The sequence below is a fragment of the Kaistella sp. genome, assembly GCF_049588135.1.
Taxonomy (GTDB): Bacteria; Bacteroidota; Bacteroidia; order Flavobacteriales; family Weeksellaceae; genus Kaistella.
In genome coordinates this window covers 21572-35502 of sequence record NZ_JBAVFG010000006.1, presented here as the reverse complement: position 1 = coordinate 35502, position 13931 = coordinate 21572, and the positions used below count along the sequence as shown (strand labels likewise).

Genomic DNA, 13931 nt, shown 5'->3' with positions numbered 1-13931 from the left:
AGCGAAATTAAATAATTATATTCTTCATTTATTCCTTAACTTTATTTCCATTAATAAAGACATTTTCCGCTTTCAAACTTCCTTGTTGATATAAAATGTTTTGGAAATTATTGGTTTTAAAAGTAACAAAATCTGCTTTTTTGCCTTTTTCTAAAATCCCTCGATCTTCCAAATTTAATGCGAAAGCCGACCGAAACGTAATTCCAGCCAGAACTTCCGCGGTCGAAAGTTTCTCGAAAGTTGCCAAAATACTTGCTTGCGTAATCAAATTTCCCATCGGTGCAGAACCGGGATTCCAGTCGGATGCGATGGCGAGAATTCCGTTTGCATCCAAGATTTTTCTTGCCGGAGTAAATTTTTCGCCCAAACCTAAACTTGCTCCGGGAAGTGCAACAGCAACGGTTTCCGATTGTGCTAAAAACTCAATATCTTCATCAATCGTCGCTTCCAAATGATCAGCAGATTTTGCGCCAACTTCTACAGCAATTCTCGAACTTCCGGAAGTAAATTGATCGGCATGAACGGTGATTTCAAAACCTAATTTTTTGGCTTTTAATAAAAACTCTTTGCTTTCCTCTGGCAAAAACGCCGATTTTTCAATGAAAATATCAACTCGATTGGCGAGGTTTTCTTCTTTTACTTTCGGTAAAATTTCATCTAAAATATATTTTAAATATTCTTCTGAACTCCCTTCGAAATCTCGTGGTTTCAAATGGGCGGAAAGACAAGTCGGAACCAAAGTTGCCTTCGTGAAACCTTGCGCTTTTTTGATGACACGAAGCATTTTTAGTTCATTTTCCAAATCTAAACCGTAACCCGATTTTATTTCAATCGTGGTAATTCCTAACGAAATTAAAAATTGAATTCTTTCTAAAGTGGTTTTCAATAATTCATCTTCCGAAGCATTTCTGGTGTGTTGCACGGAACTCCAAATTCCACCGCCGTTTTCTGCGATTTCCAAATAAGTTTTTCCGGCATTTCGCATGGCAAAGTCGTTGGCGCGATTTCCGCCGAAGCAAATATGGGTATGAGAATCGGTGAAAGCGGGAAGGCAAATTTGTTCTCCTTCGATATTTTCAATTTCAATATTGGAGAATTGTTCTTTTAAATTTTGAAAAGAATCTGCGATTTCTATTTTTCCGTCTTTAATTAAAAGTCCGCCATCATTAATGATTTCGAGTTGATTATCTGAAAGTTTTCCACGCAAAGGAAGATTAGCAAGAGTGACAATTTGTTTGAAAGGACCGATTAATTTCATGACGAAGATTTTTTTAATATTTCAAAAATAAAACAAAAGACTTTAAAAGCTAAATCTATCTAATTTAAAAAAGCTAATTGGTCTTTTTTAAATGATCAAAAACCATTTTTGAAAGTGGAATAAACATTAATCCAGCGATAATAAAGGTGATAAATGCTTTTTGCAATCCAAATGCACTTGCAAGATAACCAATAATAGGCGGTCCTAAAAACATACCAACCGTGGAATAGGTGCTGATAATGGAAACTACAATCGGAACCGAATACTTTTTTGCTTTACCAGCGAGCATAAAAGTCATCGGATAAAGTCCGGAAACACCGAATCCTACCATACAAAAACCAATAAGAACCGGGAAAAGGAAAGGGAAAACAGTCGCCATAAAAACTCCCGAAATGATAAGAACCGAACTCGCAATGTAGAGGTTTTTCATGCCAAACCGTCCCAGCAAATTATCGATCGTTAATCTGGAAATCGTCATACATACCATGAATAGCAGATAACCATAAGTGAAAACTTCCTGTTTTACAATTTCTTTTAAATAAACACCGTTCCAATCGTACATTCCACCTTCGCAAATTGCGGCGAAGAAAACGATAAAACCGAGTAAAGCAATGTATTTGCTGGGTTTTTGAAATTTAAAAGTATTGCTGGTTTTGGCTTTATCATTTTTAATGAGAAAAGGAAACATGCAAATAATTATTAAAAGCCCAAATAAAGTAACCGTCAGAAAATGGGTGATAATTGAAATATCATATCGAATCATAATCGTAGAAAAAAGTACGCCTATAATACCGCCGATACTCCAAACTCCATGAAATTTCCCCACGATTCTCTTTTCGAATTTTTCCTGTATAGAGAGTGATTGCGTATTAATTGCAACATTAATAATTCGCAGCGAGATCGAAAATAAAATAAGGGAGATTACGAGTCCAAACAGAGAGAACCCCCAACTGATAGAAAATAAAGATAACAAAAAAGTTACACTGGCAAATTGCAAAGGAATTCTGCTGTCATATTTTGATACAAGCCAGCCGGAAAGAGGAATTCCGATAATGGCACTTGCAGGCATAATCATCAATAAATTCCCTAAATCTCCATCTGAAAGATTAAAAATAGCTTTGATGGTGGGTATTCTTGAAGCCCAAGTAGAAAAACAAATTCCAGATAAAAAGAAATAGGCAGATAATGCAATTCTTTGCTTTTGAGGTGTTGAAAACATATTCGCGCAAAATTACGACATTAGAATTTTAATGACGATCTAAAAATAAAACTTTTGCATCTTTTGTCGTTTAAAGAAATTCGGAAGGTTCTTATATTTTTGGTATTAAATTTAAGGTTAAAGAAGAAAAATTGAATCACTGAATTTTTTTATAAAAAGCGAAAAATATTTCGTTTTAAAATTTTCTATCTTTGAAGAAATTTATTAAAATGCCCGATTTTTTGCATCCAGATCAAGATAATTATTCCGAAGAAGAGCTGATTCTCGAAGAAAAAATACGTCCGCAGAGTTTCGGTGATTTTGCTGGACAACGCAAGACTTTAGATAATCTGGAAGTTTTTGTGGCGGCGGCAAAAAACCGTGGCGGCGCTTTGGATCACGTTCTTTTGCACGGTCCGCCAGGATTGGGAAAAACAACTTTGGCACATATTATTGCGAATGAATTGGGAGTTGGCTGCAAAATAACTTCGGGTCCGGTTTTGGATAAACCCGGAAGTTTGGCGGGACTTTTAACCAATTTAGAAGAAAACGATGTTCTTTTTATTGATGAAATTCACCGACTTTCTCCGATTGTAGAAGAGTATTTATATTCGGCGATGGAAGATTACAAAATCGACATTATGTTGGAATCTGGTCCGAACGCGAGAAGTGTTCAGATTGGTTTAAATCCTTTTACTTTGGTCGGAGCAACCACCAGAAGCGGAATGTTGACCAAGCCGATGCTCGCAAGATTCGGAATTCAAAGCAGATTAGAATATTATACGATTGAACTTTTAGGAATGATTATCGAAAGAAGCGCAAGAGTTTTGGGCGTGAAAATCTATGAAGACGCTGCGTTGGAAATCGCTCGAAGAAGCCGTGGAACGCCGAGAATTGCAAATGCCCTTTTGCGAAGAGTTCGGGATTTTGCGGAGATAAAAGGAAATGGCGAAATTGAAATCGAAATTACAAAATTCGCATTAAATTCATTAAATGTTGATGAATTCGGATTGGATGATATGGACAATAAAATTATGCGCGTGATGATCGAAAATTTCCGAGGGAAACCGGTGGGAATTTCTGCTTTGGCGACTTCGATTGGTGAAAATCCTGAAACTTTGGAGGAAGTTTATGAGCCGTTTTTAATTCAGGAAGGTTTTATTATCCGAACGCCACGAGGACGGGAAGTGACGGAGAAAGCGTATAAACATTTGAATATTTCAATTCCGAAAAGACGGGATGAGCTTTTTTGATTATGAATACCAATCAAAAAGAACATGATTTTAAATACTCGAAAAGTATATTGGGTCTTGAATCACTTTCTGTTCTAATCGTCTTTGTACTTTCTGCTTATTTTTACTTTGAGAGACAGAATTTAATATTATCAATAATACTTTTATTAGTAGGAATTTCAAATTTAGTTTATTATTTGACTCGAATTTCTAATAATAAGACTCAATTAAAAATTAATTCTAATGGCTTGACATTAAAAAAACAGTTTTTAAGTTGGAATCAAATAAAAAATATTGAAATAGACAGAATTAATACAGGAAAGGTTTCAGGAGAATTTTTGACTATTTCTACAAAGTCTGATAAAGTTTATGATTTAGAAATTTCTGAACTTAATATAACGAGTAAAAAACTGAAAGAGATAATTAATAAATATAAAAATATCGCGAAATAGATATTCTAACGATTATTTTAAAAACTCAACACAAAATCCTTAATAATAAATGTTCATCCCAAAAATCTATAAAACCGAAGACCTGTCATTAATGAAAAAAATCATTAGTGAAAATGCTTTAAGTTAAAGTTTTAAATCAAACAAGAATACATCTCGGTTATGGCAAAAATCAATGTAAGAAATAGTGAAATAACAGTTATTTCTGTTAATGACAAAGACTACATTTCTTTAACAGATATGGCAAATGCCAAGGAAAATGAAAGTCGTGCGGCAGATGTTATAAAAAATTGGTTGAGGACAAGATATGCTTTAGAATTTCTCTCAACTTGGGAATTGATCTACAATTCAAACTTTAAAGTGGTCGAATCTGACCACTTTAAAATGCAGGCAGGATTAGCTAACTTTACGATGAGTTCATCTGAATGGATTGAAAAAACAAATGCAATCGGGATTATTGTAAGAAAAGGAAAATACGGCGGAACTTATGCTCATAAAGACATTGCTTTTGAATTTGGTTCAGCAATTAGTGTTACTTTTAAACTTTATTTAATTACTGAATTTCAGCGGCTAAAAGAGGAAGAACAAAAACAATTAGGTTGGTCGGCAAAAAGAGAATTAGCAAAAATTAATTACCATATTCATACAGAAGCAATCAAGCAAAACCTTATTCCTAAAGAACTTACAACTAAAGAAATTTCGATTATTTATGCCCATGAAGCCGATATTCTCAATATGGCTTTGTTTGGAATTACGGCTAAACAATGGAGAGAATCAAATCCTGATTTAAAAGGAAATATGAGGGATTACGCAACGGTAAATCAACTTATTTGTCTTTCTAATCTCGAAAATCTGAATGCCCATTTTATTCAAGATAAATTTCCTCAAAAAGAGAGACTTCTTAAACTCAATAAAATTGCCATTCAACAAATGAGTGTTCTGGAAAACTTGGGAGGCAATAAACTTTTGAAGTAAGAATTAAAACAAAAAAATCCAATGTTCATGCCAAAAATCTATAAAAGCGAAGACCTTTCATTAATGAAAAAAATCATTAGTGAAAATGCTTTTGCGCTGTTGATTTCCAATAAAGAAAAATTATTGGCGACCCATTCTATGTTTTTGTTGAATGAAATTAATGATGGATTTTATCTCGAAACGCATCTTTCAAAAGCTAATTTTCAGGCAAAAGTTTTGAAAGACGGCGATGAAGTTTTGTGCGATTTTTTGGGAGCGCATTCTTATATTTCGTCTTCTTGGTATGAAAAAACAAATGTTTCAACCTGGAATTATGAAGCGGTTCAAATTCGTGGAAAAGTGAAATTGATGAATGATGATGAACTTTATGAGCATTTGAAAAAACTGACTTTCAAATATGAAAATGCTCAAAAATGTCCGATGTTTGTGGAGAAAATGGGCGACGAATTTGTGAGAAAAGAAATGAAAGGTGCTTTTGGAATCAATATTTATCCATCCGAAATTTTTATTGCCAATAAATTGAGCCAAAACAGGAATGATGCAGATTTTGAAAATATTATTCTTAATTTAGGAGCGTCAAACGACGAAAATTCAATTAAAATTGCTGAAAAAATGAAATCAATTAGATAATTTGAAAATGAGGTAATTATTGCATTTAATCAATTGCCGAATTAACAAATTTTCAAATCCTCAAATTTATAATTTATGAAACTATATCCAATCCAATGCGGAAAGTTTAAGTTAGACGGCGGTGCCATGTTTGGCGTCGTGCCGAAAACCCTTTGGGAACGAACTAATCCTGCTGATGAAAGAAATTTAATCGAACTCGGAACCCGTTCGCTTTTGGTGGAAGACGGCAAAAAATTAATTTTGATCGATTGCGGTCTTGGAAACAAACAAGACGAGAAATTCTTTGGTCATTACTCGCTTTTTGGCGATGATACTTTAGATAAAAATCTTAAAAAATATGGTTTTGTAAAAGAAGATATTACCGATGTTTTCCTTACGCATCTTCATTTCGATCATTGCGGTGGCGCGATTGAATGGAACGACGAGAAAAGCGGTTATCGATCAGCCTTTAAAAATGCGCATTTCTGGACGAACGAAGATCATTGGAAATGGGCAACAGAACCCAATCCGAGAGAAAAAGCAAGTTTCCTTAAAGAAAATATTCTGCCGATTCAAGAAAGTGGACAGTTGAATTTTTTGCCAACTCCGAAAAGTGGAAACTATGGTTTCGCGCCCGATTTGAAAATGGACGTGATTTTCGTGGACGGGCATACTGATAAACAAATGCTTCCCGTGATTCAATATCAGGAAAAAACGATTGTTTTTGCAGCGGATTTAATCCCGACAGTTGGGCATATTCCGCAGGTTTATGTGATGGGTTATGATACGCGTCCACTTTTGACAATGGAAGAAAAAGGCAAGTTTTTGAAACAATGTGTGGATAATGACTATCTTTTGTTTTTTGAACATGATGCGCACAACGAATTGGCGAGTTTAAAAATGACTGAAAAAGGAGTTCGTTTGGACGAAACTTTTTCGATGAATGAGGTTTTTGGGTATTAAGTAAATATCAAAAAATTCAAATTAAAAAAATAGACAGATTTAAGTATATAAAATAAAATTATGATAGAAGAAGAACCTGAACCCGAACCCAGGGACAGTACAAAAATTATTGGAATTACAGGAGGAATTGGTTCCGGAAAATCAACCGTATCGAAATATATAGAAGAAGCAGGTTTTCCTGTCTACTATTCGGATATTCGGGCGAAAGATATTGTGAATGATGATGAGGTTTTGAAACTGAATATCAAAGAACTTTTGGGCGAAGATGCTTATGGAGAAAATGGTTTATATGACAGGAAATATGTTTCTGAGATGGTCTTTAATAATGAAGAATTATTACTGAGACTCAATTCATTAATTCATCCTGCTGTAAAAATTGATTTTGAGACTTGGGTGAGTCAACAAACGACCGATTTTGTATTTAAAGAAACTGCACTTTTGTTCGAGTTGAAACTCAATGAAAGTTGCTACAAATCGGTTTTGGTCACTGCTGATGATAACTGCCGATTGAAGAGAGTAATGGATCGCGATAATAAAACCTACCGCGAAGTTGAAACAATTATGTTGAGACAAATGCCAGAAAAAGACAAAGTGAAATTAGCCGATTTTATTATTTTTAATAATGATGGGTTAGAAGAACTCAAGGTAGAAACCCAAAAAGTATTGGCAGAAATTGTGTCTTTATAATTAAAAGTTTCTATTAAAATATAAAACCTGAATTCGCGTGGATTCAGGTTTTTTTTGTTGAATTTGTACAGAATTGATTTTCATTTTTTTTTTTATTAATATTCACGTCAAATTAATTTTAAGGTTTGTTTTAAATAGTGCCTTTGGCTATCAATTTTTATACGATGAAAAGGTAGTGTTTCACTAACGGTGTAAGTTGAAAAGTTATTCGGAAAATTTTTGAGACCTCAAAAGCTCAAAAATTTTCCGAAGATAACTTTTTACTATTTTTAAACTTTATACAGTTATGATCGACAAAAAAGAATTGTTAAACAACAAAAATTTCTACAAATCCTTCAAGAAAGGAGAAGGTTTAACCTCATTGTTTGGATGGAATTGTGTTTAAAGCTCATGAGAACTCAAAAGTGATCCGTCCTTCAGATTTTAAAAAAAAACGAAAAGAAGAAGTTGAACATTCCGAAGTTTTCGTAATATAAAAAATAAACAATACCTTTGCATCGCTTTTAGAAAAGGGAATTGTGTGAAAATCACAGACTGTCCCCGCAACTGTAAATCACCATTAGTGAAACTGCGACACAACCACTGAGCAATCGGGAAGGTGCAGTTTTGTGAAAGTCAGGAGACCTTACTGAAAGTATTATTATTAAACGCTTTCGGAGGAAGAGTCGTGAATTACTGAACTTTCAGTTCTGTTTTTTTACCTGCATTTTTTCCGATAAGTCATCTTTAACCTAATTATTTTTTAAATGAACAAAAAATTAATCTTGGTTGGAGCAATGCTTGTCGTAAGTTCAAACATTATTGCCCAACAAGAATCTACCATCGATGAAGTAACAATTGCTTCAAAAACACCGCAACAACTTTACAAAACCGGAAAAAACGTTCAGTTGATTTCCCAAGAAGATCTTCAAAAATACAAAGGTCAAAATGTAAATGATGTTCTCGATCAAGTTGCCGGAATTCAAATCACAGGAAATTTCAACAACGCTCAAGAACCAAAATCGATGAAAATTCGAGGTGGAAAAAGTGCGAATGTTCTCATTTTAATTGATGGCATTCCTTTGAAAGACGTTACAGGAAACGATTATAATGCGGCAGATCTTCGACTTTTATCTTTAGAAAACATAGAAAGCATCGAGGTTTTAAACGGTGCTTCTTCGGTTTTGTATGGTTCAAATGCTACGGTTTCGGTGATCAATATTAAAACTAAATTTTCTTCGGTTGACAAAATCCAGGGAACTTTAGGCGCGAGAGTTGGTTCTTATGATACGTTTGCGCAAAACTTGGGACTTAGAGGAAAACTCAATCAATTCAATTATCAAATTTCCGGATTTAATGAAAAATCCGAAGGTTTTTCTTCTGCGACAGGAGAAAATTTTGATAAAGACGGTTTCGAAAAACAAAATTTCAATGCCAATATTGGCTTTAAAACTGATAATTTTACGATTAATTTAAATGGAGGGTGGAACCATCATTTATTCGATTACGATGAAGGAGCTTTCACCGATGGAAAATACCGTGGAAATGATGAACAAAGTTATGCAGGTGCAAATGCAAATTTCAAATATAACAAAGGCGAAATCACCTTTAATACAAGGCTTTCCGGAAATGAAAGATTAGGACAGAACTTCGTTTCAGACCATTATCAAGATCAATTCAGTTATTCGGGAAGAAATTTTTTCTCAGAAATTTTTAATCATTATAAAGTTTCAGATCGTTTCAGTTTTATTGTTGGACTTCAATATGAAACCCAAAAATTGGGCGCAAAATCGCTTCCTTGGGGCGGAACTTCCATGCAGGATGATTTGATTTTGAATGATACCAAACTCAACAATTTTGATGTTTTCGCAACGGCAAATGTTAATTATAATGGTTTTAATCTTGATCTTGGAGCCAGAATGACGGATCATTCTAAATTTGGAAATCATTTCGTGTACAACCTCAATCCGTTCTATTTACACGAAATGGACAACACTTATTTCAAAGTAGGATATTCCTTTGCTACGGCTTTTATAGCACCGACTTTGTACCAAAATTACGGTTCACTTCCTTACACCTTACCGAATTTCGATTTGAAACCTGAACTCAATTCTTCGCATGAAATTGATTTGGCTTTCGGTAAAAAAGATAGAAGTTTGAATGTTACCGCAAGCCTTTTCCAAAGACAAGAAAAAGAAGCATTTGCCTACCAAACCGTTGATTTTGTGACGTATGCAGGACAATTTAAAAATGTGGGCGACAATAAAGTAAAAGGTTTTGAAATCGCCGCTGATTATCGTTTCAACGAACTGTTTAAATTGGGCGCAAATTTCAGTTTTGTAGAGAAAGAAAAAGAAGAAACCATGCTTCGTCAACCGAAACAAAGGGTAAATTCTTATCTTGAAGTTTCGCCTTTTACCAAAACAAGAATTAATTTCAGTCATCAATTTGTTTCCAAAAGAGCAGATGCTTATTACAATTCTGCTACTTTTTCTACAGAAAATGTGGAGTTAGAGAGTTTCAATTTATTTAACTTAAATATCAATCAGAATATCATTAAAAACATTAATGCTTATGTAAATATTGGTAATCTTTTCAACATTTCTTACGTTGATGTGATTGGTTTTAATACCAAAGGAAGAAACTATACAATTGGTGCAAATTATCAGTTTTAATGGATTTTTTAAAATAGAAAAAGCCCTTTCATTGCTATTTGAAAGGGCTTTTATATTTTTAAAATACACCTGTTATCTATTTAGTGAAATACTATCAATAACTAATACTCTTAAACTTGTATCCCGATAATTATCGGGACTTAAAATAAGTGTTAACGCCTTTGTTTGTCTTAAAATAGGGAGGTTTTATGGTTGATTTCACTTTTTTTATCCTTGCGTTTGTAAAATTTAGCGCAAAGTAAATCCAAATTTTAAATTCAATCAACTTTGTCAAAGTTATTTTGTTTTACTAAAAGCGCTTATTGCAAAATTAACCCCAATGATTCTCCTTCACGAATCACGAACTTTCTCGCTTCTTCTTTATCGTTTCCGATTTCGCCTTCCAAAATCGCTTCTTTAACTTTTTCCTTTAAAATTCCGATTTCTCTGCCGGGTTTAATGTTGAACATTTCCATAATTTCTTCACCCGAAATCGGCGGCTGAAAATTCCGGACCTGATCTTTTTCTTCCACTTCTTTTATTTTAATGGCGACATATTCAAAATTCTTTTTAAACTTCGCCTGTTTCGAAGAATTTTTTGTGGTAATGTCAGCTTTGTTCAAAATAAACAAATCTTCCAAGTCTTCACCGGCATCAAATAAAAGTCGGCGCAGCGCAGAATCCGAAGTTCCGTCATCAATTAACGCAATTGGTCTTGAAGATAATTTCACGAGTTTTTGCACATATTTCATGTCGTTTCCGAGCGGAAGTTTCAGGCGATAGAAAAGATTTTTCACCATTTTCGAACCCAGAAATTCGTGTCCGTGAAAAGTCCAGCCGATTTTCTTATCGAATTTTTTCGTCGGTGCTTTTCCGATGTCGTGAAGCAAAGCTGCCCAACGAAGCCAAAGATTTTCGGTGTTTTTCGAAATATTATCTACCACTTCCAGCGTGTGCCAGAAATTGTCTTTATGCGTTTGTCCTTCCACTTCTTCAATGCCTTTTAAAGCCGTTAATTCCGGAATTATAAGTTGCATCAAACCGGTTTCTTCCATGAGTTTTAAACCAACGGAAGGTTTTTCTGAAAGCATGATTTTATTAAACTCAACCATGATTCTTTCCAACGAAACGATTTTAATTCTTTCGGCTTCGCTCTTAATTGATTTTAAAGAATTTTCTTCAATTTTAAAATTTAAAGTCGAAGCAAACCGAATCGCTCGCATCATTCGCAAAGGATCGTCGGAATAGGTTTGGCTTGGTTCTAAAGGAGTGCGTAGATTTCTATTTTTCAAATCATCCATTCCATTGAAAGGATCGATGAGTTCGCCAAAATTTTCTTTGTTTAAAGAAATCGCCATAGCGTTGATGGTGAAATCGCGGCGTTTTTGGTCGTCTTCCAAAGTCCCAATTTCTACGGAAGGTTTCCGACTGTCTTCGGAATAACTTTCTTTTCTTGCGCCCACAAATTCCAAATCCAAATCGTCGTATTTGAACATCGCAGTGCCATAATTTTTGAAAATCGAAACTTTTAATTTTGGGTTAAGTTCGTTGGCGACGGCTTTTGCCAAATCCATTCCGTTACTTTCTGTCACAAAATCAATATCGGTTGGTGCTTTTCTTTTCATCAATAAATCGCGAACGTAACCACCGACAATAAAAACCGTTTGGTTATTTTTCTCGGCAACTTCAGAAATAAGTTTAAAGAGTTTTAGATTTTTATTTTGGGTAAGATTGATGTTCATAACTATTCTTCGACAATTTCTGCAAAGATAAAGCTTCTGATTTAATCGGTCATTATACAAGAAAACCTGCAGATTTAAAAGTGAGAATAAGAGAATGTTTAATTTTTCACAAGTATTTTAATTTTTAACACAGAACGGAGGAACGTCATCTTTTATTCTATGCTTATCTATTTTTAAATTGGGTTTTATCGGTCGCTCCTCAGGAGCTTAATTTCATTATTTGAAATTTTTCTACCAATAGTTGGTCGCTCTGCGACTTTTTATCTCATTTCAAAAGATGGGCTTTCATTCTTTTAACTATAAAAATCACTTTATTTATGAACTCATCTGCTGCTAAAATTATTGTTCTGGATGATCCAGAAGCCAATCGTCAATTTCTTCTTCAAGATATTCGGTTTGCAATTTTAAAGCTTCCATAAAATCATCAGGAAGATTTGTTGTATCTGTATTTTCTAGATCCCATAATTGGTCAGACATCAACTCGTATTCGGAATATACCCTTTTGAAACGAGGACTCTTTTTTTCTAATTCCTCAATTTTTTTTTGTTGAGGCATAAATTTTCGGTAAGGTCTTTGTGTGGTCATGTTTTTTAGTGATTAAATTTTGACTGGCTTAAAACTTACGATTGGTTAATGATGTAAATAATGCATTGTAAATGAGCGAGTTGCGTTATTGTGAATCGCTTTCACTAAATAAAAGTAAACAATATATCAAAGCGAAAAAATATTTTAACAAGTTTTTCTGATTGTTTAACATATAGTTTTAAATTTGCATTTATACATATGAAAGAACTTCTACTCAAACAAAAACAAGTTTTACTTTTCGTGGTTGCTGGAGCACTCAGTGCTTTGGTCGAAATTGGATCCTTTAAAATATTCAGTATTTATCTGCCACTCATTTTCTCGGAAGAAAATAATTATTACGGGATTCACTTTCCGCTAAGCAATATATTTTCAACAAGTTGCGGGATTATCACCAATTATTTTTTGAGTATTTGGTTTGTTTTTGAGCGTGGCAAACATTCTAAACGCAAGGAATTTGCTTACTTTATGTTTGTTTCTTTTTTCTCCACTTTGCTCAGCTTAACTTTCTTCCAACTTTTCTTTAGATTTGTATTCAAAGAGAATATCGATTTAGGTTTCTTCGTGATTAGCAAAGAGATATTGAGTAAAATTTCGGCAATTCTTTTGGTTTCAACCCTGAATTATACCGTAAAAAAGAAAGTTATTTTTAATGGCTAACCATTTGTAGTTGGTAGTCTGAGAAAACCTGAATCTTCTTTTTAGCCCCAGTTGTAGCGGCATCCTTTTTTGATGATTGAGCGCAGTCGAAATCACCAAAAAAGATATAGCGGAAAACGGGACTGGTTGTGGAAATGAAACCTCAAGTTTCTTGCTCCTAAAAATTAAATATTTGTAAATGACGAAATTTCTGAATTATATTTGGCGCGGTTGGATGATTGTTTTGGGCGCTGTACTTACGATTGTTCTCGGGATTCCTGTTTTGTTGCTTTCGATTAGAAAAGAGCATTATAAATATGCCTACAAATTTATCCGCATTTGGTGTTTCGGAATGTTTTATGGGATGGGTTTCCGCTATGAACTGATTAATTTGACGGATAAAAAAATTGATAAAAACCGGCAGTATGTTTTTGTTTCGAATCATACTTCGATTATGGATGTGATGTTGCCGTGTATTCTGATGCCGAATCATCCGCTTTGTTATGTCGGAAAAAAAGAATTGGTGAAAATTCCTATTTTCGGTACGATTTATAAACGAATTTGCGTGATGGTGGATCGAAGTTCTGCCAGAAGCCGTGCCGATGTGTATCGCCGCTGCGCCGAAAGAATGGATGAGGGACAAAGTATTGTGATTTTCCCGGAAGGTGGCGTGCCGGATGATAAGTCGGTGATTTTGGATGATTTCAAAGATGGCGCATTTATTTTGGCAACCAAGTATCATTCTCCGTTGGCGGTTTTCACATTTGTTGGTTTGAAGGAGATGTTTCCGTTTGATAATTCGAAAGGTTTCCCGGGGAAAGTGAAGGTTTATTGCAATGATATTCTGGAGCCGAACCAAACCGCAAACGATTTGAAAGCTGTTGCTCATGCGGAAATAAAAAAAGTTTTGGAAAACCCAATTTGACAAAATAATAGTTATATTTGTTTTTAAGAAATTATTAAC

13 protein-coding genes and 1 riboswitch are annotated in these 13931 nt (G+C 34.3%); of the genes, 9 read left to right on the top strand and 4 right to left on the bottom strand.

The annotated features are described in order from the left end of the window. Window positions 1–28 precede the first annotated feature (28 nt). Entirely contained in the window at window positions 29–1258 is a 1230-nt protein-coding gene (gene hutI / locus WBY99_RS00625; protein ID WP_423974413.1) for an imidazolonepropionase, read from the bottom strand. Window positions 1259–1331: 73 nt separating this feature from the next. Further along, window positions 1332–2477: an MFS transporter gene (locus WBY99_RS00620; protein WP_423974412.1), complete on the bottom strand. Its 1146-nt coding sequence runs from the start codon at window positions 2475–2477 to the stop codon at window positions 1332–1334. A gap of 209 nt (window positions 2478–2686) precedes the next feature. On the opposite strand from WBY99_RS00620, the gene ruvB reads away from it, so the two are divergent. The 7 genes from ruvB (at window position 2687) to WBY99_RS00585 (ending at window position 10025) form a co-directional block, all read left to right on the top strand. Next, window positions 2687–3709: a Holliday junction branch migration DNA helicase RuvB gene (ruvB, locus tag WBY99_RS00615; protein WP_423974416.1), complete on the top strand. Its 1023-nt coding sequence runs from the start codon at window positions 2687–2689 to the stop codon at window positions 3707–3709. A 2-nt stretch (window positions 3710–3711) separates the two neighbouring features. Beyond that, window positions 3712–4140 (top strand): hypothetical protein, encoded by a 429-nt coding sequence (locus tag WBY99_RS00610; RefSeq protein WP_423974411.1) that lies wholly within the window; start codon window positions 3712–3714, stop codon window positions 4138–4140. 159 nt (window positions 4141–4299) lie between these two features. Then, the gene (locus tag WBY99_RS00605; protein WP_423974410.1) at window positions 4300–5112 is read left to right on the top strand and encodes a KilA-N domain-containing protein; all 813 of its coding nucleotides are present in this window, start codon (window positions 4300–4302) and stop codon (window positions 5110–5112) included. A gap of 21 nt (window positions 5113–5133) precedes the next feature. Next, entirely contained in the window at window positions 5134–5742 is a 609-nt protein-coding gene (locus WBY99_RS00600) for an FMN-binding negative transcriptional regulator (RefSeq protein WP_423974409.1), read from the top strand. 75 nt (window positions 5743–5817) lie between these two features. Further along, the gene (locus WBY99_RS00595) at window positions 5818–6684 is read left to right on the top strand and encodes an MBL fold metallo-hydrolase (RefSeq protein ID WP_423974408.1); all 867 of its coding nucleotides are present in this window, start codon (window positions 5818–5820) and stop codon (window positions 6682–6684) included. Between the two features lie 60 nt (window positions 6685–6744). Further along, window positions 6745–7371 (top strand): dephospho-CoA kinase, encoded by a 627-nt coding sequence (gene coaE, locus WBY99_RS00590; protein ID WP_423974407.1) that lies wholly within the window; start codon window positions 6745–6747, stop codon window positions 7369–7371. A gap of 449 nt (window positions 7372–7820) precedes the next feature. Beyond that, a riboswitch (cobalamin riboswitch) is annotated at window positions 7821–8017 on the top strand. 100 nt (window positions 8018–8117) lie between these two features. After that, the gene (locus tag WBY99_RS00585) at window positions 8118–10025 is read left to right on the top strand and encodes a TonB-dependent receptor plug domain-containing protein (protein WP_423974406.1); all 1908 of its coding nucleotides are present in this window, start codon (window positions 8118–8120) and stop codon (window positions 10023–10025) included. Window positions 10026–10324: 299 nt separating this feature from the next. Here WBY99_RS00585 and WBY99_RS00580 read toward each other — a convergent pair whose 3' ends face one another. Together WBY99_RS00580 and WBY99_RS00575 are read right to left on the bottom strand one after the other, a co-directional pair. Continuing rightward, a complete protein-coding gene (locus WBY99_RS00580) occupies window positions 10325–11746 on the bottom strand; it encodes a CCA tRNA nucleotidyltransferase (protein ID WP_423974405.1) in 1422 nt (473 codons plus the stop codon). Window positions 11747–12085: 339 nt separating this feature from the next. Beyond that, complete coding sequence (locus WBY99_RS00575) at window positions 12086–12331, bottom strand: hypothetical protein (RefSeq protein ID WP_423974404.1); 246 nt, start codon at window positions 12329–12331, stop codon at window positions 12086–12088. 198 nt (window positions 12332–12529) lie between these two features. On the opposite strand from WBY99_RS00575, the gene WBY99_RS00570 reads away from it, so the two are divergent. Both WBY99_RS00570 and WBY99_RS00565 read left to right on the top strand, forming a co-directional pair. Further along, complete coding sequence (locus WBY99_RS00570; RefSeq protein WP_423974403.1) at window positions 12530–12988, top strand: GtrA family protein; 459 nt, start codon at window positions 12530–12532, stop codon at window positions 12986–12988. 178 nt (window positions 12989–13166) lie between these two features. Continuing rightward, complete coding sequence (locus WBY99_RS00565) at window positions 13167–13892, top strand: lysophospholipid acyltransferase family protein (RefSeq protein ID WP_423974402.1); 726 nt, start codon at window positions 13167–13169, stop codon at window positions 13890–13892. The last annotated feature ends 39 nt before the right edge of the window (window positions 13893–13931 follow it).

Bases quoted from the DNA above. Each gene is read 5' to 3' on its own strand.
- hutI (WP_423974413.1), bottom strand. From the start codon at position 1,258: ATGAAATTAATCGGTCCTTTCAAACAAATTGTCACTCTTGCTAATCTT.
- WBY99_RS00620 (WP_423974412.1), bottom strand. From the start codon at position 2,477: ATGTTTTCAACACCTCAAAAGCAAAGAATTGCATTATCTGCCTATTTC.
- ruvB (WP_423974416.1), top strand. From the start codon at position 2,687: ATGCCCGATTTTTTGCATCCAGATCAAGATAATTATTCCGAAGAAGAG.
- WBY99_RS00610 (WP_423974411.1), top strand. From the start codon at position 3,712: ATGAATACCAATCAAAAAGAACATGATTTTAAATACTCGAAAAGTATA.
- WBY99_RS00605 (WP_423974410.1), top strand. From the start codon at position 4,300: ATGGCAAAAATCAATGTAAGAAATAGTGAAATAACAGTTATTTCTGTT.
- WBY99_RS00600 (WP_423974409.1), top strand. From the start codon at position 5,134: ATGTTCATGCCAAAAATCTATAAAAGCGAAGACCTTTCATTAATGAAA.
- WBY99_RS00595 (WP_423974408.1), top strand. From the start codon at position 5,818: ATGAAACTATATCCAATCCAATGCGGAAAGTTTAAGTTAGACGGCGGT.
- coaE (WP_423974407.1), top strand. From the start codon at position 6,745: ATGATAGAAGAAGAACCTGAACCCGAACCCAGGGACAGTACAAAAATT.
- WBY99_RS00585 (WP_423974406.1), top strand. From the start codon at position 8,118: ATGAACAAAAAATTAATCTTGGTTGGAGCAATGCTTGTCGTAAGTTCA.
- WBY99_RS00580 (WP_423974405.1), bottom strand. From the start codon at position 11,746: ATGAACATCAATCTTACCCAAAATAAAAATCTAAAACTCTTTAAACTT.
- WBY99_RS00575 (WP_423974404.1), bottom strand. From the start codon at position 12,331: ATGACCACACAAAGACCTTACCGAAAATTTATGCCTCAACAAAAAAAA.
- WBY99_RS00570 (WP_423974403.1), top strand. From the start codon at position 12,530: ATGAAAGAACTTCTACTCAAACAAAAACAAGTTTTACTTTTCGTGGTT.
- WBY99_RS00565 (WP_423974402.1), top strand. From the start codon at position 13,167: ATGACGAAATTTCTGAATTATATTTGGCGCGGTTGGATGATTGTTTTG.